The organism is Crossiella sp. CA198, assembly GCF_052078295.1.
Taxonomy (GTDB): domain Bacteria; phylum Actinomycetota; class Actinomycetes; order Mycobacteriales; family Pseudonocardiaceae; genus Crossiella.
In genome coordinates this window covers 16500-39840 of sequence record NZ_JBQJIM010000050.1, presented here as the reverse complement: position 1 = coordinate 39840, position 23341 = coordinate 16500, and the positions used below count along the sequence as shown (strand labels likewise).

Genomic DNA, 23341 nt, shown 5'->3' with positions numbered 1-23341 from the left:
GCCTCCGCCAGACCCACGCCTACTTCCGCAGCCGAACCACCGAGCAGCACCTCACCACTGCCGCCCCTTGGACCAGCCCCTGGCTACCCGAAGGTTTCGGACAAGACTTCTGGCCAGGTGCTTAGTTCGTGACCGTTCCGGTACTCGTGCCGCGGTTGTGACCGGTGTGATCAAGTCCTACCGTGTCCACTATGGACAGACCGGGACCGCTCCGACTGGTTGCCGTGCTGCTCGCCACGGGCGCGGCCCTGTTCGCCTTCGGTGGCACCGCGGCCGCTGATCCGTCCACAGTGGACTGGCAGCGGTTACGGATGTGCGAGTCCACCGATCGGTACCACGTGGACACCGGCAGCGGCTACTACGGTGCCTACCAGTTCGATCTGCCCACCTGGCGCAGTGTCGGCGGCAGCGGCCTGCCGCACCAGGCCAGCCCGGCCGAACAGGACTTCCGGGCGCTCTACCTGTACCGGATGCGTGGCTGGCAGCCCTGGGAGTGCGCGGCCAAGCTCGGTCTGCGCGCTGACCGGGACGCGCGCAGCAAGCGGGTGCCCGACTACGGCGAGGCCAGCTACATCAGCGGCGCCAGGTCGCCGGTGTGGCCCGGCCGGGTGTTCGGGCCGGGGGACTGCCACCCGGCACTGCGCACCTGGCAGCTGCGGATGAACGCCTACGGCTACGGCTTCACCGGCACCGGCTGCTACCAGGACAAGACCAAGGCCGCGGTGCTCGACCTGCAACGCGCCAACGGCATCAAGGACTCCGGCCTGCTCGGCCCGAAAACCTGGTCCGCCGCCTGGACCGGCAAACCCCCGAGATAACCCCACCCCGGCGTGTTGGCCGTTATGGACGGCGTGTTGGCCGTTGTCGTACACCTCGTTGGCCGTTGTGGGCGGTCGGGCGTACCGGAACGGCCAAGACCCCGTACGACAACGGCCAACACGCGGGTGCGGTGAGTGGGTCAGTGGGGCCACTGGTTGCGGGAGCGCAGGACTTCGCGGAGCAGGTCGGGGCGGTCGGTGACCAGGCCGTCCACGCCGACGTCGAGCAGCGCGGTCATCTCCTCGGTGGTGTCGATGGTCCACACGTGCACCTCGATGCCCATCCGGTGCGCCGCGGCCACGAACCGCGGGTCGACCACCTTCAGCCTGCCCGCGGTCACCGGGACCTGCGCCAGCCAGCCCCTGACCGCGGCCCGCACCGCCAGCGGCCGGACCCGGCCACCGGCCCACAGCAGCCCGGCCGAACGCGGTCCGAGCGCGGTCATCAGTCGCGGTCCGGCCAGCCTGCGCAGCCGGGCCAGCCGCCGTTCGGAGAAGGAGGCCAGGGCGACCCGGTCCCAGGCGCCCAGCCGCTGCAACAGCCGGAGCACGGGGGCGACCGCGGAGTCGGACTTGACGTCGACGTTGAGGTAGGCCTCCGGCAGCTCCTCCAGCAGGTCTTCTAGGCGGGCGATCGGCTCGACGCCGCCGACCCTGGCCTGTTTGACCGAGGCCCACAGCTGGTCGGCGACCGCGCCGACACCGTCGGTGGTGCGGTCCAGCAGGTCGTCGTGGTGCACCACGACCACGCCGTCGCTGGTCGCGTGCACGTCGGTCTCCAGGTAACTGAACCCTTCTTTTACGGCTCGTCGGAAGCCGCTCAGCGAGTTCTCCATGCCGGCCAGCTCGTCCAGGTGCCAGCCGCGGTGGGCGAAGGCACGCGGGTAGGGGCCGTCCAGGTACGGGTGCGCGGGAGGCGGGAGGTGAGGCAGCACCGTGTGAGTGTGCACCGGCGGCGTGGCGGGTGGGTGAGCAGGCCGGGTCCGACTAGCGTCTTCACCCATGGAGGTGGTCTCCGGGGTGCCGTTCACGCGCAGGCACGAGGTGCGGCATTGCGCGTGGTGCGGACGTCCGTTACCCGGTTCCGGCCGGATCGGCCGACCCCGTCGCTACTGTGGCCAGGCCTGCAGGCAACGGGCCTATGAACGACGTACCCAGGTGCAGCGCGGTGGCCTGCCCGAGGACGCGGTGGTGCTCTCCGCGGCCGAACTCGCCGATCTCCAGGACCGGTTGTTCCAGCTACGCTGCGCGGCCGAGGACGTCATGACCGCGGCTGAGGACGGCGTGGAGCTTGCCGAGTTGCGTCGAATGGCGGCGGGTCTGGTTGACTCTGCCCGAGGTCTGGAGCGGCTGCGATAGTCGGCAACGGAACTCGGAGCCCGACGGAGGGCTCTTGCCCGCGTGTGCACAGGGAGATGACGATGGCGCCCGGCGGCGAGGAGGCGCAGGTGACGGACCAGGTCGGTGCGGAGGCGGTGCTGCGCACCGTCGACTTCGGCGTGGCGGTCACCGACCTCGGCGGCAGGCTGCGCTGGCTGAACCCGGCCTTCGCGCGCCTGCTGCGCATCCCGGAGGAGCAGGCGGTGGGCCGGTCGCTGCCCGCGCTGCTGCCCGGCGTGCCCGACGGCCCCTCCAAGGGGGAACCGGTGCTGGCCCCCAACTCCACCGGCGAGCCGCCGACCTGGCTGGAGATCACCTGCACCGCGCTGGAGTCCGGGCACGAGCTGCTCTACCGGGCCGCGGACATCACCCAGTGGCGGGACCGCGAGTTGCAGGCGGTGCACCAGGCCCAGGCGCTGCACCGGGCCCAGGTGCTCGGGCAGATGGGCAACTGGGAGTGGTTCGTCAACGACGACCGGGTGCTCTGGTCGGAGGCGCTGCTGGAGATGCTCGGCTACGAGCCGGGCGCGGCGCTGACCTACGCCGGCTACCTGGCGCTGGTGCCGCCGGAGGACCGGCCGCTGGTGGACCGGGCGATCCAGCAGTCCTTGGACACCGGCGAGAAGTTCTCCTACACGCACCGGATCTGCCGCGCGGACAACGGTGAGCAGCGGATCTTCGAGTGCTTCGGCGAGGTCATCTGCGACGCCGCGGGCGCCCCGGACCGGATGCTGGGCACCGCGCGGGATGTCACCCAGTCCCGGCAGCTGCACAGCGAGCTGCTGCGGATGGCCGATGAGGACCCGTTGACCGGGCTGCCCAACCGGCGCGCGCTGACCAGGGAGCTGGAGCGGCAACTGGCCTCCGGCGCGGACGGCACGCTGCTGTTGCTGGACCTGGACAACTTCAAGGATGTGAACGACCTGCGCGGGCACGCCGTCGGCGACCGCGTGATGCGCACCCTGGGCGCGGCGCTGCGGGAGAAGCTGCGGCCCGGTCAGCTGCTCGGCAGGCTCGGCGGCGACGAGTTCGCCGTGGTGCTGCCCGGGATCGCGACCGAGGAGGCGGTGGAGATCGCCGAACGGCTGGGCGCCGCGGTCGCCGCGCTGTCGGTGGTCGCCGGTGGCGCGGCCACCCGGATGACCGCCAGCACCGGCGTGGCCCGCTTCGACCGGGCCGGTGGCTGGGAAGCGGTGCTGGCCAACGCGGACCTGGCGCTGTACGCCTCCAAGGGCAACGGCCGCAACCGGGTCACCGTCTACGATCCGGCGCACTACGCCGACACCGCCAAGCGGGTCTCGGTGCTGGACCGGCTGCGCCGCGCGCTGGAACGCGGCGGGTTCGCCCTGCACGCGATGCCGATGGTGAACCTGCGGACCTCGCGCACGGTCGGCTACGAACTGCTGCTGCGCCTGGAGGACGGCCACTCGCCGACCCCGGGCCCGGCCGAGTTCCTGCCCGCGGCCGAGCGCAGCAACCTGGTGCACGACATCGACCGCTGGGTGCTCGGCGAGGCCATCGACCAGCTGGTGCAGAACCCGGATCCGATGCTGCGCTTCAACGTCAACGTCTCCGGCCGCACCCTGGAGGACGAGGACTTCGCCGCGTTCGTGCTGGACCGCCTGGCCAGCGCCGGGGTCGCCCCCGGCCGCCTGGGCCTGGAGATCACCGAGACCGCCGCGGTGACCAACCTGGACGCCGCCCGCCACCTGGCCGAACAACTGCGCGCCATCGGCTGCCGGATCACCCTGGACGACTTCGGTTCCGGCTTCGGTTCGTTCGTGCACCTCAAGCACCTGCCGATCACCGGACTGAAGATCGACGGCGAGTTCGTCCGCGGCATCGACACCGGCAGCAGGGACGGCGTGCTGGTCACCGGCATCATGGAGATCGCCCGCGGTCTTGGCCTGTCCGCGGTGGCGGAGTGGGTCGAGCGGCCGACGCAGGTCGAAGCGCTCACCCGGCTGGGCGTGCGGGTCGCGCAGGGCTTCCACCTGGGGCGGCCACGGCCGTTGCCGGTGGTGCTGGCCGAGCGCAAGGAACAGCAGAACGGGATCCGGCGCGCGTTGCCGATGCCGGCGGAAAAGCCGGAACAGCCCGCGGTCCAGCCCTAGAACGGTTTGTCAGACGGCGGTGGACCGGACGGCCCCTGCGCGTCCATGGCCCCGGATTGTCCGGAACGGGGTTGTCCGGCGCCGAGGATCCGCACCGGACAACCCGAATTCCGTACTACAGCGCCGCGCGCAGGAACTCGGCGAGGGTGCTGCTGGGGCGGCCGGTCAGGCGGGGGATGTGGTGGGTGAACACATCGGCCCAGCCGTCGACCGCGCTCCGCCAGAACATCTCACCGGCACGGAGAGCGTCCGGGTTGTCCCTGGCGGCCGGGGGGAGGCGGGTGGCGAAGGACTCCAGGGGTTCGTCGACGGTCGGGTCGTGGCGGACGGGGCGGCCGGTGGCCTCGGCCAGGGCGGCGGCGATGCCGGCGTGGTCCAGGGGCTGCGGGCCGGTGAGGTCGAGGATCTGGCCGTCGTGACCGCCCTTGGCCAGCACGGCGGCACTGGCGGCGGCCAGGTCGTCGCGGGTGACGTAGGCGATGTGGCCGGAGCCGAGGGTGCCGGGCAGCACACCGGTGTCGACGGCGGCGCGCAGGGGGAGCAGGAGTTGGAGCATGTCCATGTAGATGCCGTTGCGCAGCAGGGTGAACGGCAGGCCGGAGTCGAGCAGCAGTTGTTCGGTCTCGCGGTGCTCGAACAGGATCGGGCTGGCGTTGCCGGGTTCGCCCGCGCGGATCATCGAGGTGTACAGGAACCCGCCGACCCCGGCCTGCTGGGCGGCGGTGATCGCGTTGGCGTGCTGGGCGGTGCGGCGGCCGACCGCGTCGGTGGCGACGACCAGCACCCGCTCGGCGCCGTCGAAGTGCGGGAGCAGGGATTCCGGCTGGTCCAGGTCACCGTAGTGGGCCTGGACGCCCAGGTCGGCGAGCTTGTCCGGGGTACGGGACAGGGCGATGATCTTGGCCGCGTCCACGTGCTCGCGGAGGTGGGTGACGATGCGGCGGCCGAGCTGGCCGGAGGCGCCGGTGACGACGTGCATGGCTGGTTCCCTCTCGATGATGTGCTGACCATCGAGAGGGAACCAGCGTCGCGGTCAGCCGGTAAGAAGGCACATTGATGTGCCTGCCTCGCTAGGCGTTGAGCCTGCGGGACACCAGCTGCCCGTCGCCGCGGCGGACGCCGGCCACCAGCACGCCGCCGGTGCCCGCGCTGGCGGCCACCGGACCGGTCAGCGCGCCGCCCAGGTCCTGCCAGGCCGTCCAGTTGCCGCCGTCGAGGTGGCTGCCGAGCAGGCGGCCGTCCCGGCCCAGGCCGAGCAGCCAGGAACCGGCGCCGGTCAGGCCGACGGTCGGGTCCAGTCGCGGACCGGCGGGCAGCGCGCGCCAGGGCTGCCAGCGCACCGCCAGCTCGCCGGTCAGCTCGATCGCCTCGTAGGCCTGGCCCGCCGGGTCGAGCACCAGTGCCCGGACCACGCCGTGTGGATCGCGGAAGGCCAGCGGGTGGCTGCCGGGCTGGGCGCCCAGGTCCTGCCAGGCCGTCCAGCCGCTCGCGCCGCCGGGGCCGGTCTGCGCGCTCCACCGCACGTACCCGGTGGGCCCGGCGGCGAGCACCACGAGCTGGTCGCTGCCCTGGAAACTGCGTCCGCACACACTCGGCGGACCGCCCAGCCGCCCCGAACCCACCGGTGTCAGCCCGGCCCACGGCCCGCCCGGCCAGTGCGCCCAGGCCTGCAACAGTGCGCGCTGACGCTGGAAATCACCGCGGGCGAACAGTTCCAGCCGGCCGTCGGCGTGTGCCGCGCCCACCGGGTCGCCGTCGATCCCTTCGCCGTCCAGCTGTTCCCAGCGCGGGAATCCGCCGTTGGCCTCCTGGCGGCTGCGCAGCACCCGGCCGGTGGCATCGGCGGCCAGGATCTCCAGCCGTCGTGCCCCCGCGAGCACCACCACCCTGGCCTGGGCGCCGATCGGCTCCGGCCGGACCTGCCGCCAGGGGCCGCCGATAGTGTTGGTGGAGTGCACGATCCGGCGTTCGTCGGCGACGAAGACCTGGTTCCCGGCCAGCGCGGGCGCGCCGCCCGCGCGGATGCCGCCGTCCGTCCACTGTGTCCAGTCGGCCGTCCGGTCGACCTCCAGGCCGCGGCGGCGGGTGAAGGCGGTGCTGAAGGTGGTGGACTCGCCTTCGGCGGCGGCGAGTTCGCGTCGCCAGGTCGGAAGCGCGTCGCCGAGCAGCTGGGTGGTGGCCGCGCTGTCGAGTTCGTTGAGCTGGCCCCAGTGCAGACGGCCGCCGTGCCGCACCGCGAGTTCGTGCAACAGGGTCAGCGCCATCCGGTTGCCGACCAGCCCGCGCAGCATGGCCACCTCGATCGCGCAGGACCGCTCGAACGGGGCAGGGGCCAGCAGCGAGTGGCTGCCGCGCAGGAACCGCAGCGAGACGTACCCGCCGAGCGCGATCCCTTGCGCCCGAAGGGTTTCGAACACGCCGAGCACCCCGTCCACCCGCGCGGTCAGGTCACCGTCGGCGGGGAAGAACAGTTCGGCGAAGTCCATCCGGAAGCAGTCGGAGTCGTAGTCGAAGAAGTCGCCGACCTCCCACCGGGTGCCGTGCACCAGCCAGGGCTGGTTGTCCGAGGGCCGCCGGGACGGTTTGAGCGCGTCGGTCACCGCCGAGGTGGCCACCTCCACCAGTTGCGGCAGGCCCAGCGTGGTGGTCAGGTTCAGCAGGTCCGAGAGCACATCGCCCAGGCGGCGGTCGGTGGGCAGGCCGAGCAGTTTGGCCACATCGGCCAGCAGCGGCGGCAACTCCTTGGCGCACAACGCCTGCCCGATCTCCGGCGGCAGCGAGGAGCGCGAACGCTCGTCGAGCACCGGGGTGCTGGCCTGGTCGCCGAGGCCGAAGGCCCTACCTGCCACCGGGAGTTCGGTGTGTGGCAGTGATTTCCGTTGGCTCACAAGGCATGTGCGGTCGCCGTCGGCCTGGGTGACCGGGTTGATCAGGACCTCCAGGAACTCGTCCCCGGCCACCGCCTGCTCGATCCGCGCGCCCAGCCCGGGAGCCAGGGCCCGCCAGGTGCTCGGCCACCGGTGTTCGACCAGTGCCACCTCGGTCTCGTCCTGCGCGGCCAGCACCGCGGTGTGCACGATGCCGAAGCGGCCCAGCGCGAGCACCGCCGCGTCCAGCGCCGCGTCGCTCCGGAGTTCCCGCACGGTGGCGCCCGGCGGCAGCTCGCCCTCGGCGATCAGGTTGTCCCGCAACAGGTTCACCTCCACCGCGGCGGTGCGCTGCACCAGCGTCAGCTGGCCGCCGGAGCCGACCAGCAGCAGCGCGTGCAGGTAGTCGCCGATGGCCGGACGGGCCGCGTCCCCACCGTGCGTGCCGGTGCCCACCGCCCCGGCCAGGCTCTGCCCGCACGCCCCACCCAGCGTCGGCAGGGTCCAGCGCCTGCCGCGCAACAACTCCGCGGGCGGGCCGGGCCTGCCGTCCGGACGGGGTTTGCCGTCCAGGGCCAAGCACAGGTTGCGGATGGTGATGCCCCCGCCCACCGCCACCAGCAGCCGGTCCGCCGGTCCGGGCTGGGTGATGGCGGACTGCACCGCCGCCGGGAACCCGGACAGTGCCTCGGTGTGCACCACCACCCCCTCGCAGTGCGCGGGCGCGGAATAGGCCCAGGCCGAGCCGGCCGCGTGCACCGGCAACCCGGCCGCCTCCGCCTCCCGCACCACCTGGCACAGCTCGGCCAGGCTCTTCGGTGTGGCGAACCCGGCCACCGGAGCCTCGATGTTCTGGGTCCAGTTCTGGAACTTGTCCATACAGACGATCCCCCTCGTCAGTCCTCCCCGCGTGCACCCTTTCGGGGCGAACGCGAACTGACAAGTCCCTTCCGGGCAGACCTGGGGGCACCCTCGGCTGCCACCCGCCCGCCGGGGAGCACGGGGCAGGGCATACCTTGTCATGATCGTGTGAAGTGAGAGGGTGGCCCGATGGGGGACAACGAGTTCGGCGCGCTGTGGGAGCGATCGACAGGCGAGCAGATGCTGGTGGCGATGGCCGAGGGCCGCGCCCCGCTGCCCCGGCACGCGGTGCCGATCGGGCTGAGCCTGCGCGAGGTGGTGCGCGGCCGGGTCAGCCTGCGCTGGAAGCCGGCCGAGGACGCCTGCAACTCCGCCGGTCAGGTGCACGGCGGCTACCTGGCCATGGTCCTGGACGACGCGGGCGCGATGTCCTGCGTGACGCTGACCGACCGGTACCGGCCGATGCTGACCATGAGCCTGCACATCGACTACCTGCGGCCGGTGCTGGCCGGGGTGGAGTACGTGGCCACCGGCGTGGTGGTGCACCCCGGCAAACGGCGGATGCTGGCCGACGCGGAGATCACCGACGCCCAGGGCCGCCGGGTAGCCCGCGCCAGCGGCAGCTTCACCCCAAACCTGAGCTTCAACGGCTGAGCTGGGTACCGCCGAGTTGGCCCAACTGGTACGCCCGGTTGGCCCAAGTGGGCGTACGACTTGGGCCAAGTCGGCGGCGGGTGGGGCCTGGAAGTAGGGATGGACGCCGCGCGGCGGCCCCTGCGCCACCGCGCGGCGTCCTGGTCTCAGCCGCCGTGGCTGCGGCGGGCGAAGGAGACGGCGTAGGCCCGGGTGCGGAAGGCCAGCACCGGGTCGTCGGACAGGTCGATGCCCGGCGTCACGCGGGTCGGGTCGAAGACCTGGCCTGCCCAGTGCTCCTGGTCGGCGGACTTCGCGGTGATGTCCAGGTGCCCCACCGCGATCTCGGTCCGCTCGGCGGGCCAGGCCTTGGTGCAGTCGTTGGTCGGGTCGCCGTCCTCGGCGACCTGCACGTGCAGGGTGAACCGGACCGGGCCGCTCAGCAGGCGCTGGGTCAGCTCCTCGGTCAGGTACTCCGGGGTCTGGTGGCCCGCGTCCTCGGGGGACAGCTCCTGCAGGCCCGCGGCGGGCTCCCACCGGTAGCGCACGAACCGGGACTCCCCGGCGGCGCTGGTCCACTGGAAGGCGTGGATGGCCCAGTACTTGGCGGTGCCGTAGCTGACCGGGATGGGCATCGCGCCTGCCGCGGTGAAGCCGGGGATCGCCTCCGGGTTGTCCTTGATGTAGGCGCCCAGCAGCGCCGGGTCGTTCTGCCCGGTGTGCGGGTCCTTCTTCAGCGCGCCCAACAGCTTGACGAAGTGCTCCGGGGTGGAGACCACGAACACCGGCAGGTTCACCGCGACCAGGTCGGTGTCCACGCCGTGCCCGAGGTGGAACTTCACCGCGATGCCGCGGCCGGAGCGGCGGCCGTCCGGGCTGTGCGGGTTGCCCTCGGAGTTGGAGAAGCGCACGGTCGCCTGGACCGGCTCCTGCTGCAGATGCGCGGCGGTGGTCAGCTCGGCGGCGGCGCCGGTGGGGGTGAAGGTGGCGTCGAAGCAGACACCGCGGGCGTGCGCCCGGCGATACCCGGGGTGGGTGCCGGAGACCTGTTCCATGCCGTCAACGGCGTCGACAGCAAGGTCATGCGTGGTGGGAGAGCTGGTCATAACCGCAGCGTAAGCGCTTTCCAGCAGGTAGATGTCCTACAAAACGCCTACTTGAGATCAGCATCCTGGAAGACATCGTGGGCTTGCTCACGACGAACGTGTTCGTGACGAGCCGCGAGTCGATCATCGGCGCCGCGCTGGAACTGGTGCGCGCCGAGGGCTTGCCGCGGGTCACCATGCGCCGCCTGGCCCAGGAACTCGACACCGGCGCGGCCTCGCTCTACGTCTACGTCCGCAACACCGCCGAGCTGCACGCCGCGGTGCTGGACGAGCTGCTCGGCGCGGTCGACCGCGGGCCGGGCGGGGACTGGCGGACCCGGCTGGAACGGCTGCTCACCTCCTATACGTAGGTGCTCTTCACCCACCCCGGCCTGGCCCAGTCCGCGCTGCTCGCCCGGCCGTCCGGACCGCACTACCTGCACCTGATCGAGACCATGCTCGCCCTGCTCGACGAGGGCGGGATCCCGCCCGGCGCGGCGGCCTGGGGGGTGGACCTGCTGCTCCAGCACGCCACCGCGACCGCGGCCGAACACAGCGAGGCGGCCCAGGACCCGGCGGACTGGGCAGCGTTGTCCTCGGCTATCCAGCGCGTCCCCGCCGACACTCACCCGCGGCTCGCCGCGGCAGGCCAGGACCTGCTCTCCGGCACCCCGGAACAGCGGCTGTCCTGGGGTTTCCAGCTGCTGATCAACGGCCTCGCGCACACCCCGCGCCCCACCGACTGACGGAGCCCACCATGACCCACCATCCCATCGTGATCATCGGCGCCGGACTCGGTGGCCTGACCCTGGCCCGCGTGCTGCACCGGCACGGCATCGAGCCCGCGATCTTCGAGCTGGACACCGGACCGGATGCCCGGCCGCAGGGCGGGCTGCTCGACCTGCACGAGGACACCGGCCAGGCCGCGTTGCGTGCCGCCGGGCTGTACGAGCCTTTCCTGGCCGCGGTGCACCCCGGCGGCCAGGCTTTCCGCATCCTGGACCGGCAGGCCGTGGTGCACCTGGACGAGCCCGATGAGGACGGCGGCCGCCCGGAGATCCCGCGCGCGGCACTGCGCGAGCTGCTCATCGGCGCGGACGGCGCCTGGTCCAAGGTCCGCCCGCTGGTGTCCGACGCCGTGCCGGGCTACACCGGAGTGTCCTTTGTGGACCTCTACCTGCCCGAGGCGGACGAACGGCACCCGGCGGCCGCGGCGGCGGTTGGCGGCGGAATGATGTTCGCCCTGGGGGAGGGCCGCGGCTTCCTGGCCCACCGCGAACCCGGCGGCACCCTGCACGTCTACTGCGCGCTCACCGCCGAACCCGACGCCATCGACGCGACCACACCGGCGCTGCTGGCCGAGTTCGCGGACTGGCACGAGCAGCTGCGCGGGTTCATCACCGGCGCCGAGAACCCGCTCTCGATCCGCCCCGTACACGCCCTGCCCATCGGCCACCGGTGGGAGCGCACCCCTGGCGTGACCCTGCTCGGCGATGCCGCGCACCTGATGTCCCCGTTCGCCGGGGAAGGCGCCAACCTGGCCCTGATCGACGCCGCCGAACTCGGTGCGGCGCTGGCCAAACACGCGGGCGAGCCGGAGACCGCGCTGGCCGGGTACGAGCAGGCGATGTTCCCGCGCGCCGAGGCCGCGACCGCGATGTCGGCGGACAGCCTGGTGCGGTGCTTCCGGCCGGACGCCCCGCGCGGACTGGTCGGGCAGATGGCCCAGTTCCGCGGCTAGGTCCTGGTCAGCCGGTGTATTCCGGCGCCGGTGGAAAGAGGATACGGCGCACCCCTGTCGCCGCGCCGGAACGCGGCCAACACTCTGCACGCCGACGGCCGCCCGGCCCGGCCAGCAGACAGGGGAGATCAGCGATGTCCAGACCCCGCACGCCCAGGTTCGGCGGCGCCCTGCGCGCGGCCGCTTGCCTGGCGCTGGTGGTGCTGACCACCGCCACCGGACTCAGCGCGCCACCCGCCGCCACGGCGGCCCCGGCGGCCGTGCCCGCGGTCGCGCCACCCACCCGGTGCGCCTTCCCGGTCACCGGCAAGATCGCCCAGCGCTGGGCCGCGCTGCGCGGCGAACACGGCGGCCTGGGCTGCCCGACCGCGGCCGAGGGCGGCATCCCTGGCCGCAACGGGCGCAAGCAGGTCTTCGAGCGTGGGGAGATCGCCACCGCGCCCGACCACGGACCGGACATGGTGCTGGCCGCCTACCTGCGCGGCGCCGAGGTCGTCCTCGACTGGGGTCTGATGGACGGTCCCGAACACCGCGTCTGGCGGTTGTTCTGGACGCACAACGGCGCGCACGCGGGCAACGACGGCTTCCTGTTCCGCGACCCGCGCTCCGGCACCTTCAGCACCGTGCTCGGCCAGGGGCACGGGCGCTACGAGTTCACCGTGGAGGGCTTCGACAGCGAAACCCACTCCGACCGCGGCCGCAGCGTGCCGGTCGGGGTCAACCTGGCGGATCTGCGCGCGCAGGCCGACTGCGGCGCGGTCCAGGTGGTCAACGGCACGCACGCGCAGCGCTGGCGGGAACTCGGCGGCAAGGACGGGATCTTCGCCTGCCCCAAGGACAACGCACTGCCCACCACCGTCTTCGGCAAGCCGGAGGGACTGCGGCAGTCCTTCGACCACGGGTCGATCACCACCTGGTTCCGCAAGATCGACGGCAAGCCCTGGCTGGCCACCGCCTCGGCGGCCAACCACCTGAACTGGGTGCACCTGCGCTGGCACTCGCCGGACGTCTACCAGCGTTTCGTGATCCAGGTCAAGGGCACCGGCGATCAGCAGGGCACCTACCACAGCAGGCCGCCCGGCTACGACAACGGCTTCCTCAACGCGCAGCGGTTCGACGGCTCGGTGTCCTTCCGGCTCTACGGCAGCGCGGAGGTCACCGTCTACGGCTGCCGCGGCAACCCGATGGGCAGCGGCGAGACCTGCCTGAGCGCGGTCATGCAGACCACCGTGACCGCCGATCCGCCCCGGTCCATGGACCTGCCCGGCCTGACCACCGCCGACCCGGCGCAGGCCATGGCCAAACTCGGCGCGCGCCAGGCCGAGGCCGTGCGCTACTACGCCTGCTACCGGGTGCCCGAGCCCAACGGCTCCGACCCCGCGGTGCTGATCCCGGAGGAGCGTCCCGGCGACGACCAGGGCGTGCACCTGGCCGCGATGCTGGAAAGCGTCCGGCTCTTCGGTCAGGACTTCGCCTGTCCCGGGCAGCGCCCGGCGGTCGATCTGGCCAACGAGGTGCTGCGCAACCTGCGGCCGCACGGCACCGGCACCTCGCACAAGGGTTTCTCGGCCGGACCGGCCTCCTGCCCCGGCCGGGTCGGCGACTACGACACCTTCCTCAAATCGCTGATGATCATCGTGTACCGGCACTGGGACCTGCTGCGACCGGAGACCCGGGCGCACATCACCGGGCAGCTGATGACCGAGACCGGCGGGCACTCCCAGGACGATGAGAAGATCCGGCTGTGCGGGCTGGTCGACCTGCCCGAGTCGGAGAACCACCGGCTGATGATCGAGGCAGCCAAGTACCTGTCCAACCAGGTGCTGCTGGACCAGACCGGCAAGGCCGAGTTCCACAACGGCGGCAACGGCATGCGCGATGAGCTGCTGAAGATGCTGCATCGCTTCGCCCAGTTCGACCTGCTGGAGTTCAACTCCCGCAACTACACCCGCTACTCGATGCAGGCGCTGTTCAGCCTGCACGACTTCGCCCGCGACGAGGAGATCCGCACCGGCGCGCGGATCGTGCTGGACTACCTGACCACCAAGTTCTCCGCCAGCAGCAACGGGTTGCGCCGGGCAGGGCCGTTCCGCCGGGTCACGCCCAACATGGACTGGAAGAACAAGGTCTACTTTGCCGGCGGCTCCGATCCGCAGACGCCGTTCTTCATGCTGTGGAACGGTTTCCGGCCGCTGGACAACGCGGGCGAACAGGACATGTGGTTCATCGCCCCGGATGAGCACGGTGCCGGCTGGAAGGGCCGGGACGTGATCCCGGAGTGGTGGTCGCATGAGGCCGCGATCGCCTCGATGACCTGGTACCTGCCGCCGAACTCGGCCATCCGCACCGCGATGGCCCGGCCGGACCAGCCCTACCAGGTGGCCTACTACCACGGCGAGCGGCCACGGCTGAGCTTCGCCAACGAGTCCGCCCCCGGCGGGGTGGAGATCTACGCCCAGTCCAAGTCCTTCACCGTCACCGCGGGCGGCATGTGGCTGCCCAGCGGGTACGGGCTGGACGAGTGGTTCAACCGGTTCGCCGACAACGAGAACTACGCCTTCGCCCAGGCCACCACGCTGCTGCCGGTGCGCAACCACAAGACCGCGCCCACGGTGTGGGAGAACCTGATCCGGTTCAACGGCCGCGGTGACCTCAAATCGACTGGGAGCGGCGGCTGGTACTCCGACGTGCGCGGCATCGTCAACACCTGCGTGCAGGGCGGATTCGCCTGCGGGCTGAACCTGGTGGTGCCCAAGGTGTGGCAGGACTGCGCGGTGCGAGATGTCAGCAAGCCGAACTGGGAGTTCCTCAACCTCAACACCGACGCCTGTGGCTGGCAGGGCATCTCGATCGCCATCAGGTCCACAGTGGACAGTGAGATGGCGTCGAAGGGGTTGCGCGGCAACGGCGGGTTCTTCTACGTCGCGGAGACCACGGACCTGCCGTACGCGCAGTTCGTGGACAAGGTGTACAACGCCAACAAGGGCCTGCCCGAGGTGCTGGAGGTGGGCAAGGAGCACACCTTCGTCAAGCCCGACGGCAAGCCGCTGACCTTCTTCCTGCGCACCCCGGACAACAGCTACCACGCCCCGCAGGTGGCCTCGGTGGACGGCGTGCGCAAGCCGAACTGGTCCAGCACCCCGCTGGCCCAGGGCGAGGCGCTCAGCAGCACCGGGCACGACGGCCTGCTCACCCTGGCGGACAAGGCCTGTGGCAGCCGGATCGAACTGGACTTCCGCGCCGAGCTGAAGCCGGTGGTCCGGGCCAATCACGCCAACTGCGGCCTGACCCAGGCCGAGGCGGCGCTGCACGAGGCAACCAGGTTGTGGGGTCAGGGCAAACGCCCAGAGGCCGCGGCCAAGGGCCAGGAATCGCTGGTGCTGCTGCGCCAGGTGTCCAGGGACGACCGCCGGGCGACCGCCCTTTTTGGACAGTGGGCGCGCTCGCCGATCGCGCAGTACCTCGGCGACGCCGAGGCGATCTCGGTGCTGCGTGAGGCGGTGACCGGCTACCGGATGCTCAAGCTGCGTGAGCCCGGGCAGCGGGAGCACCAGGCGTATGAGGCCACCCTCGAACTCGACCTGGGCATCCGGCTGTACAACGCGGGTGACCGCTCGCAGGGCGCGGCGCACGCCCGGATCGCGCTGAACCTGGTGCGGGATCTGGCCGCGGTGGACAAGAAGTACGCCGAAACCGTGGCCACCTGGGGCAACTGGCCGGTGAGCCCGTACCTGGCGGCCACCGGTCACGGCCCGGAGGCGCTCGCGGTGCAGCGCGAGGCGCGGGAGACCTACCAGCGCCTGGTCGCCGAGCAGCCCGGCAACAAGGAGTTGCGCAGCCGGGAGCAGCAGGCGCTGATCGGTCTCGGCACCCGGTTGTGGGAGGGCGGCGACCGGCCGAACGGGCTGGCCGCGGTGCTGGAAGGTGTTGACCTGGCCCGGAAACTGGCCACCGAGGACATCGCCTACGCCACCGTGTTCGGCGAGTGGCTGATGCACCCGGCCAGCGGCTACCTGGCCGAGTCCGGACGGCAGGCCGACTCGGTGACCCTGCTGCGCGAGGCGGTCGAGACCTACCAGCGCCTGATCACCGCCCAGCCGCAGACCGCGGTGCACCGCTACAACAAGGGCCGGGCCTTCGTCTCGCTCGGCCACCGGTTGTGGCACAACGGAACCAAGGACGAGGCCACCGCCAGGGTGCTCGACGGCATCGCCTTGCTCCGCCAGCTGAGCACGACCGACCCGTCCTACCGGCCGACCCTGGCCGAGTGGCTGATCAACCCGGCCAGCCACTACCTGGACGGCACCGGCAAGCGCCCGCAGGCGGTGGACGGGGTGAAGGAGGCGATCAACCTCTACACCGCGCTCAACGCCACGGATCCGGGCACCTACGGGCCGAAGCTGGCGGCGGCGAAACGTCGGCTTACCGAGTTGGGTGGCTGATTGTCCGATTCGCGGAAAAGAGTGTGGGAAACTGAAGTGATTCTCGGCGTACGTTCTTGGTGTCAGCCGAAATGGCTGGCGAGATATCCGAGACAATTCCCGAGGAGCACTCATGGACATCGTGCGGGTTTGGAAGGACGCGGAATACCGTCGGTCGCTGGGCGTGGTGGCGCACCCGGCCGGTGAGGTCGACCTCTCCGACGCGACGCTGGCCACCGTGGCCGGCGGGGCTGCCGGAACCTGGGTCTGCCCCAGCAAGTTCCTCTGCCAGACCACTCAGCTGACCACGACCACCACCACCGCGCAGACCGCCAAGAGCGTCTGCCACTGCCCGTAAGGGTCTCGCCGGGGCCGTGCCTGCAGAAGGCACGGTCCCGGCGTTTTCATTTCCCGCCGATCGTTTCGATAATTCCGAGGAGGGCAGGACGCATGTCCGTGCCGACCCACGCCATTCCGGCCGTTCCGAACACGGCCGTCGACCTGCCCTGGGAACTCGCCGCCACCATTGCCGAACGCTTGCGTGGAATTTCTCCGGCGCCGCGCTCCGCCGCCGAAGCGGCCGACGGCGCCCGCCGCCTTCAGCTCTGGCGGGAACTCTCGCCGTTCCAGACCGAGGACCTGGACCGCGCCTTCGCGCCGCTGGGGGTCAGCGCCGCCGAACTCGCCGACCTGCTCGGCGAGGCGCCCGAGCGGTTGCGCGAACGCCTCGGTGCCGAACCGGCCTGGGTGCGTCAGTTCACCGCCGCCCTGACCAACGAGAAGCCACTGCCGCCCGAGGTGGACGTGCTGCCCGAGCACCTCGGCTTCGCCGAACTGGTGCGCCCGCAGCTGCGCCTGGCGCTGGGCTGGCTGGCCGCCGCCCTGGACTGGACCACACTGCCCGCCGGGCTGCTCACCGTGCTGGCCAACGGGATCCCGATCCTGCCGCTGGCCCAGGCCGTGCAGCGCACGCTCACCCTGGAGCTGAACGTGGCCAGGGTGCAGGGCACGCTCACCGGCGACACCCCGGAGGACCGGTTCCACAGCTTCACCCAGGCCCTGCGCGATCCCGGGACCGCGCTGACCCTCTGGCGCGAGTACCCGGTGCTGGCCAGGCACGTGCAGGGCGTGCTGTGCCGCTGGTTCAGCACCAGGGTCGAGTTCGCCCAGCACCTGGCCGCGGACCGGGCCGGGCTGATCGCCACCGTGCTGGGTGGCGTGGAGCCGGGCCGGGTGACCGAGGTGGGCTTCGGCTCCGGCGACACCCACCGCGGCGGCCGCACCGTGGCCATCGTGCGCTTCGAGCGGGCCACCGTGGTGTACAAACCCCGCTCCCTCGTGGTCGACCTGGTGTTCAACCGCTACCTCGACTGGTTCAACCGGCGCGATCCCGTGCATCCCTTGCGGGTGCTGCGGGTCCTCGATCGCGGCGAGCACGGCTGGGTCGAGTTCGCCCAGACCGGCCCGTGCGCCGACGCCGAGGAGCTGCGTGCGTTCTACTGGCGCACCGGCGCCCTGCTCGGTCTGCTGCATTCCTTGCGCGCCACCGACATCCACATCGAGAACATCATCGCCGCCGGTGCCGATCCGCTGCTGGTCGACCTGGAGGCGTTGTTCCACACCAATCCGTGGGAGGGCGACGGCACCGAGATGTCGCCGCCGCAACGCGCCTACGCCGAATCGGTGCTGCTGGTCGGCCTGCTGCCGCAACCGGTGGTGGTGCGCGATCCCGAGGGCCGCAGCTTCACCGCGGACCTGTCCGGGGTGGCCGGGCGCGGCGGGCAGAGCCTGGAGGCGGTGCCGGTGCTGGAAGCCATGGGCACCGACGAGATGCGGGTGGTCAACCGGCACGTGGACACCGAGGGCTCCGGCAACCTGCCCAGCCCGGCCGACGGCGGCGAGGTCCGGGTGCAGGAGTACGCCGGGGACGTGCGGGCCGGTTTTTCCTTCTGTTACCGGCAGATCCTGGCCGACCGCGAACAGCTGCTGGCCCCCGGCGGGCTGATCGGCGAGTTCGCGGGGGTGACCCTGCGGCTGATCCTGCGGGCCACCCGGTTCTACGGCCGGGTGATGGAGGAGAGCCTGCACCCGGACTTCCTGCGCGATGCCACCGACCGGCAACGCGCGCTGTCCCGGCTCTGCGAGGCCCCCGAGGACCTGAACCAGGCCACCGAGGTGCTGGCCGCCGAACTGCGCGCGATGTGGCTGGGCGACATCCCGTTCTTCGAGTTCACCCCTGGCGCACGGGACCTGTTGCTGGACGACGGCCGGGTGCTGCCCGCGGTGCTGGACCGGGCGCCCCTGGAACTGGTGCGGGAGCGGATCGGCCGGATGAGCGAGCTTGACCTGCGCCGCCAGCTCGGCCTGATCCGGGACTCCTTCCTGTTGCTGGAAGCCGGTCCCGAGGCCGGTGCGGTCCGCGCCATCCCCGCCCGATCCGGGCCCGGCGCACTCGCCGCCGAGGTGGAACCGCTGGCCAGGGAGGAGCTGCTCGCGGTCGCCGAATCGGTGGGGGAGAGCCTGCTGAGCAGCGCGCTGGCCGAGGGGAACCGGATCGGCTGGCTGGGCATCGACCTGGCCGACGAACGGCACTGGCAGATCGCGCCCGGCACCCAGGACCTCTACGGCGGCCTGGCCGGGATCGGCCTGTTCCTGACCTACCTGGCCAAGCACACCGGCCGGGACCGCTGGCACACCGCGGCCGGACTGGTCGCCGACGAGGTGGCCCGGCTGACCGCCCGCCGCGCCAGGGAATGGGCCAAGCTGTCCAGTCACCAGCGCGTCAACCTGGTCCGCGATCTGCCCTGGGACGTCGGCGGTTTCGGCGATCTCTCGGGCGGGATCTACTACCTCGCGCACGCCGCGGCCGTACTCGACCGGCCCGGCTACACCGACCACGCCGCCGAAGCACTGCCGTTGCTGCGCGCGGTGCTGCACCGGGACGAGGCCTACGACGTGCTCGGCGGCTCGGCAGGCGCCATCCTCGGCCTGCTCACCCTGGTCGACAGTCCACATAGGACAGATGCAGTGAAACTGGCCGAACTGGCCGCCGATCACCTGCTGACCCACCGCCTGGACACCGAATCCGGCTACGGCTGGATCGCCACCGGCGCCAGCCAGCCGCTGACCGGGCTCTCCCACGGCGGCGCGGGCATCGCGATGGCCCTGGCCCGGCTGCACGCGCTCGCCCCGCACCCGGACTACCCGCGCACCATCACCGGCACGCTCACCCACGAGAACAGCCACTTCGTGCCCGGCGCGGCGAACTGGCTGGACCTGCGCGAGTACACCCCCGAGGGCGGCGCCAGTCACGCCTGGTGCCACGGCGCGCCGGGGATCGCACTGGCCCGCCAGGACCTGCTGCGACACGATTTCCTGGCCGGGCAAGCGGATCAGCTGCGCGCGGACCTGGCCGCCGCGATGCACACCACCGCTGTGGTGCAACGGGTTTCAGCGGACTGGGGCGGGCTGGGCAACCACAGCCTGTGCCACGGCGAACTGGGCAACCTGGACATCCTGCTCAGCACCGGCGCCCTGCCCGCGGCCGAACTCGACCTGCTGCTCGCCGCCCAGCTCGCCGACGCCGAGCGGATCGGCTGGCGCTGCGCGGTGCCCGAGGGCACCAGCACCCCCGGCCTGATGCTCGGCCTGGCCGGGATCGGCTACGGCCTGCTGCGCTTCGCCGAACCCGAGGCCACCCCGTCCGTGCTGCTGCTGGAAGCACCCGCCCGATGAACACGCCCGAGCTGTACCGGCCCGCGGCCGTGCGCGCGCACCTGGCCGCCCCGCGTGGCGGCGAACCCGAGGACCCGCACACCCGGCCGATCCGGCCGCGCTGGTGGCCCGCGGTGGCCGCGATCAGCATGCTGGCCGCCGCGGTGGCCACCTGCCTGCTGGTCAGGGTGCCGGTCACCGCGCGCGCCACCCCAACCACGGTGCACGGCGAGACCGTCACAGCCGTGGTGGTCAACGGGAAACAGCCCGAGGTCGGCGCCGCAGCCCAGGTGGTGACCGGCGGCGGCACGGTCTCCGGCGAGGTCGTCGCGAGCGCACCAGAGCTGCGGATCCGGGTGCCGGGACTGGCCGTGGACCGGATCACCGCCATCGCGATCAACCTCGGCAGCCGCCCGTTGCTGCTCGACCTGCTGGACTGAAGGGGGAAACACCGTGCGCACGCGTCGAATCCGGGTCGAACTGCAGAACACCAACGCCGAATGCGGCCTGGTCTGCCTGGCCATGATCCTGTCCAGCCACGGCTGCGCGATCTCCTCCCAGGAACTGCGCGACCGGCTCGGCACCTGCCGGGACGGCACCAGCGCCCTGGAAATCCTGCGCGTGGCCAGGGAATGGGGCCTGCGCGCCGAGGCCAGGCGAGTGGAACCACCCGATCTGTCCACAATGGACACACCGTTGATCCTGCACTGGAACTTCAGCCACTTCGTGGTGCTGGAACGCTTCACCGCAGGCCGGATCACCATCGTCGACCCGGCCTCGGGCCGCCGGGTGGTCTCGGCCGAGGAGTTCGACCGCAGCTTCACCGGCGTCGCCCTGGTCCTCACCCCCACCCCGGCCATGCCCCGGCGCAAACGACAGACCCTGCGCGCGCTGATCACCTTTGTCCGCACGGTGTTCCCGCGGGCCAGGGCGGTGGTCGCACTGGTGGTGCTGTGCTCGGTGCTGCTGGTCCTGCTCGGCCTGCTGCCCGCCCTGCTCACCCGGTACCTGGTGGACGAACTCGTGCCCGGCGGCCAGCCGGGCGCGCTCACCGCACTCGGCCTCGGTCTGATCGCCTTCATCGCGGGGCAGGCCATGACCGGCTATGCCCGCGCGGAACTGTTGGTGTACCTGCAAACCAGGACCAGCCGCAACCTGTCCACCCGGTTCCTGCGGCGGCTGCTGGACCTGCCGTACTCCTACTTCCAGCTGCGCACCGGCGGTGATCTGCTCAGCCGGTTCGGCAGCAGCGAGGTGATCCGCGACCTGGTCACCGCCCAGTTCCTGGCCGTGCTGCTGGACGGCGCGCTGGTGCTGCTCTACCTCGGCGTGCTCTTCGCAGGCTCGGTGCCCTTCGGCCTGGCGGTGGCGGGCACCGGAGCGCTGAACCTGGTGGTGCTGTGGGTTTTCGCCCGGCGCGCGCACGAGCTGACCGAGGTGCAGCTCAACCGGATGGCCAGTACCCAGAGCTACCTCCTGGAAACCGTGGTCGGGGTGGAGACGATCAAGGCCTCCGGCGCCGAGGACCGGGCCTACCAGCGCTGGTCGCGGATGTTCGACCGGCAGCTGCGGGTGAGCATGGACCGGCAGTCCCTGGACAACCACCTGGAGCTGTGGCTGACCGTGCTGCGGGCCGGGATGCCGTTGGGGCTGCTGTGGTTCGGCGCGTACCTGGTGCTGGGCGGGCAGCTCGGACTGGGGGAGTTGCTGGCGATGAACACCCTGGCCGGATCCGTGTTCGCGCCGCTGACTTCGCTTGCCATGACCGGCAAGTCCTTCCAGACCGTGGGCGTGCACCTGGGCCGCATCCAGGACGTGCTGCGCGAACAACCCGAACAGCCGGACCGCGAGCACACCATCAGCCCGCGGATCAGCGGTGAGATCGAGCTGCGCCAGGTGAGTTTCGGCTACGGCCCGGAGGCCGAACCCGCGGTGCGCGAGGTCTCGGTGCACTGCCCGGCCGGCGCGAAGATCGCCATCGTCGGCCGCACCGGCTCCGGCAAGAGCACCCTGGCCCGCCTGCTGCTCGGCCTGCACCGACCCAGTTCCGGCACGGTCAGTTTCGACGGCATCCCGATGGGCCTGCTGGACCTGACCGCGTTACGCGGCCAGTGCGGGGTGGTCATGCAGACCCCGCACATCTACAGCGGCTCCATCCTGGACAACCTCACCCTCAAGGCCCCCGACGCCACCTTCGACGAGGTGGTGCGCGCGGCGACCGTGGCCGAGGTGCACGAGGACCTGATGCGGATGCCGCTGAACTACCACACCGTGCTCTCCGAAGGCGGCGCCGGACTCTCGGGCGGCCAGCTGCAACGACTGGCCATCGCCCGCGCGGTGCTGGGCGAGCCCAGGATCCTGCTCTTCGACGAGGCCACCAGCCATCTGGACGCGGCCACCGAGGCCGCCGTGCAACGGAATCTGGACGAGCTGGGCTGCACCCGGATCGTGATCGCGCACCGGCTGAGCACGGTCCGCAACGCGGATCTGATCATCGTGATGGGCGAGGGCGCGATCACCGAACTCGGCTCGCACGAACAGCTACTCCGCAGCGGCGGCCCGTACAGCACCCTGGTCGAGTCCCAGCTGATCTGACCGCACCGTCGAGTTGGCCCAACTGGTACGCCCGGTTGGGCAAACCAGGCGTACCAGTTGGGCCAACTCGGCGTCAGCTCGCCTCCGGCTCGGCGATCTCCCTGGCCACCCGGGGCGGCCAGGATCCCGCGACCAGCACCCCGGCCGCGTAGGCCCTGGCGACCAGGGTGACCCGGTTGGAGGCGGCGAAGGCGCGTTGCATGGCGGCGAGGTGGTATTCGACGCCGCGCACGCTCAGGTGTAACCGGGCGGCGAGGCGCTGGGAGGTGGCGCCGGCGGCGATGCCCTCCAGGATGCGAGCGCGGGTGGCGCTCAGGGCGGCGGTCCTGTCGTGCGCTGTCACCAGGTGATGATCTCGCCGGGACACCGTCGAAGGCACCGTGGAACCACCACGAAAACAACGCGGGCCAGCGGGTTCAGAACAGGGTGCAGCAGTGGCATTTCTTCGCTGGACCAGCGACGATCGGCTCTCCCTCCGAGTCAGGACGGCTGACCTCCGCCGGCTCGCCGAGGTTGGTGAAAGCGTTGTGGTCGAGGCAGTCCGGTTCCTGGAACCGGAGTTCGCACCGGTAGCCGCCGGTGCTCTCGAACAGCAGTGTCTGATCCTCGGTATTCCATCTGATGCCGTCTTCGTTCCAGCTGAATTGGCCGTCTTCCCGGTCGTCCGGCGTCAGGGTGATGACTTCACAATCCAGGGTCTTGGCGCCGAAGTTTGCTCCGCGCACACCCGCCAGCCGGCCGTTTCCCAGGGATACCATGGTGTGCACCAGGCGGTCGTGTTCGAAGAATCCCACAATCATGCCACCGGGCATGTCGAAGACCTGGTCCGGTCCGGTGACTTTGGTCGCGAGCCGGGGCGTCCCGCTGCCAAAAAAGGCTTTGGACGCCACCCCGATGTTGTCCGCACCTCGCTTCCAGCGCCTGCAGGTCTCAGCGTCTAGGAGGTCGGCCCTGACCAGCCACTGCATCACCGCCGCGTGGCACTGGGTCGCCTGCTCGTGCTGCGGCGCCAGGTCCGGCTCGCCGGATTCCACTGGCTCGACGTCCGCTCGCACCACCGCCAGCAGCCTGGCTCTGGCGTCACCTATCCCTGAGCTGGTCATGCTGCTGTT

18 protein-coding genes and 1 pseudogene are annotated in these 23341 nt (G+C 71.3%); 13 read left to right on the top strand and 6 right to left on the bottom strand.

The genetic code is table 11. The annotated features are described in order from the left end of the window. Window positions 1-125 (top strand): annotated as a pseudogene (locus ACTOWY_RS43355) (IS630 family transposase); the annotation flags it as partial. A 66-nt stretch (window positions 126-191) separates the two neighbouring features. Beyond that, window positions 192-818: a transglycosylase family protein gene (locus ACTOWY_RS43350; RefSeq protein WP_441315425.1), complete on the top strand. Its 627-nt coding sequence runs from the start codon at window positions 192-194 to the stop codon at window positions 816-818. Between the two features lie 140 nt (window positions 819-958). Here the strand turns inward: ACTOWY_RS43350 and ACTOWY_RS43345 are convergent, their stop codons facing one another. Continuing rightward, entirely contained in the window at window positions 959-1753 is a 795-nt protein-coding gene (locus ACTOWY_RS43345) for a glycerophosphodiester phosphodiesterase family protein (RefSeq protein WP_441315424.1), read from the bottom strand. Window positions 1754-1820: 67 nt separating this feature from the next. Between ACTOWY_RS43345 and ACTOWY_RS43340 the strand changes: the two genes are divergently transcribed. Next, the gene (locus tag ACTOWY_RS43340; protein ID WP_247764836.1) at window positions 1821-2177 is read left to right on the top strand and encodes a hypothetical protein; all 357 of its coding nucleotides are present in this window, start codon (window positions 1821-1823) and stop codon (window positions 2175-2177) included. Window positions 2178-2233: 56 nt separating this feature from the next. Next, complete coding sequence (locus tag ACTOWY_RS43335) at window positions 2234-4312, top strand: putative bifunctional diguanylate cyclase/phosphodiesterase (RefSeq protein ID WP_441315422.1); 2079 nt, start codon at window positions 2234-2236, stop codon at window positions 4310-4312. A 115-nt stretch (window positions 4313-4427) separates the two neighbouring features. On the opposite strand, the gene ACTOWY_RS43330 is transcribed toward ACTOWY_RS43335, so the two are convergent. Together ACTOWY_RS43330 and ACTOWY_RS43325 are read right to left on the bottom strand one after the other, a co-directional pair. After that, complete coding sequence (locus ACTOWY_RS43330) at window positions 4428-5291, bottom strand: NAD(P)H-binding protein (protein ID WP_441315421.1); 864 nt, start codon at window positions 5289-5291, stop codon at window positions 4428-4430. A gap of 91 nt (window positions 5292-5382) precedes the next feature. After that, complete coding sequence (locus ACTOWY_RS43325; RefSeq protein WP_441315420.1) at window positions 5383-8058, bottom strand: hypothetical protein; 2676 nt, start codon at window positions 8056-8058, stop codon at window positions 5383-5385. Window positions 8059-8229: 171 nt separating this feature from the next. Here ACTOWY_RS43325 and ACTOWY_RS43320 point away from each other — a divergent pair, with 171 nt between their 5' ends. Continuing rightward, window positions 8230-8694 carry a PaaI family thioesterase gene (locus tag ACTOWY_RS43320; RefSeq protein WP_441315419.1) on the top strand — a complete coding sequence of 155 codons (465 nt, stop codon included), beginning with the start codon at window positions 8230-8232 and terminating at the stop codon, window positions 8692-8694. A gap of 146 nt (window positions 8695-8840) precedes the next feature. Here the strand turns inward: ACTOWY_RS43320 and ACTOWY_RS43315 are convergent, their stop codons facing one another. Further along, window positions 8841-9779: a catalase family peroxidase gene (locus tag ACTOWY_RS43315; protein ID WP_441315418.1), complete on the bottom strand. Its 939-nt coding sequence runs from the start codon at window positions 9777-9779 to the stop codon at window positions 8841-8843. Window positions 9780-9883: 104 nt separating this feature from the next. On the opposite strand from ACTOWY_RS43315, the gene ACTOWY_RS43310 reads away from it, so the two are divergent. The 8 genes from ACTOWY_RS43310 to ACTOWY_RS43275 all read left to right on the top strand — a co-directional run bounded on the left by ACTOWY_RS43310 (window position 9884) and on the right by ACTOWY_RS43275 (window position 22229). Beyond that, a complete protein-coding gene (locus tag ACTOWY_RS43310) occupies window positions 9884-10129 on the top strand; it encodes a TetR/AcrR family transcriptional regulator (RefSeq protein ID WP_441315417.1) in 246 nt (81 codons plus the stop codon). Beyond that, on the top strand, window positions 10130-10504 hold the full coding sequence (locus ACTOWY_RS43305) for a TetR/AcrR family transcriptional regulator C-terminal domain-containing protein (protein WP_441315416.1): 375 nt from the start codon (window positions 10130-10132) through the stop codon (window positions 10502-10504). Window positions 10505-10515: 11 nt separating this feature from the next. After that, on the top strand, window positions 10516-11499 hold the full coding sequence (locus ACTOWY_RS43300; protein WP_441315415.1) for an FAD-dependent oxidoreductase: 984 nt from the start codon (window positions 10516-10518) through the stop codon (window positions 11497-11499). Between the two features lie 134 nt (window positions 11500-11633). Further along, window positions 11634-15941 (top strand): hypothetical protein, encoded by a 4308-nt coding sequence (locus ACTOWY_RS43295; protein WP_441315414.1) that lies wholly within the window; start codon window positions 11634-11636, stop codon window positions 15939-15941. 112 nt (window positions 15942-16053) lie between these two features. Continuing rightward, entirely contained in the window at window positions 16054-16278 is a 225-nt protein-coding gene (locus ACTOWY_RS43290; RefSeq protein ID WP_247764855.1) for a mersacidin/lichenicidin family type 2 lantibiotic, read from the top strand. A 92-nt stretch (window positions 16279-16370) separates the two neighbouring features. After that, complete coding sequence (locus ACTOWY_RS43285) at window positions 16371-19655, top strand: type 2 lanthipeptide synthetase LanM family protein (protein WP_441315413.1); 3285 nt, start codon at window positions 16371-16373, stop codon at window positions 19653-19655. Then, window positions 19652-20074, top strand: coding sequence for a hypothetical protein (locus tag ACTOWY_RS43280; RefSeq protein WP_441315412.1), 423 nt, complete (start codon window positions 19652-19654; stop codon window positions 20072-20074). Before ACTOWY_RS43285 ends, ACTOWY_RS43280 begins: the two co-directional genes overlap by 4 nt. A 13-nt stretch (window positions 20075-20087) precedes the next feature. Further along, window positions 20088-22229 (top strand): peptidase domain-containing ABC transporter, encoded by a 2142-nt coding sequence (locus ACTOWY_RS43275; protein ID WP_441315411.1) that lies wholly within the window; start codon window positions 20088-20090, stop codon window positions 22227-22229. Window positions 22230-22302: 73 nt separating this feature from the next. Here ACTOWY_RS43275 and ACTOWY_RS43270 read toward each other — a convergent pair whose 3' ends face one another. Together ACTOWY_RS43270 and ACTOWY_RS43265 are read right to left on the bottom strand one after the other, a co-directional pair. Beyond that, window positions 22303-22572, bottom strand: coding sequence for a LuxR C-terminal-related transcriptional regulator (locus tag ACTOWY_RS43270; RefSeq protein ID WP_247764859.1), 270 nt, complete (start codon window positions 22570-22572; stop codon window positions 22303-22305). A gap of 73 nt (window positions 22573-22645) precedes the next feature. After that, complete coding sequence (locus ACTOWY_RS43265) at window positions 22646-23332, bottom strand: hypothetical protein (protein ID WP_441315410.1); 687 nt, start codon at window positions 23330-23332, stop codon at window positions 22646-22648. Window positions 23333-23341 lie beyond the last annotated feature (9 nt).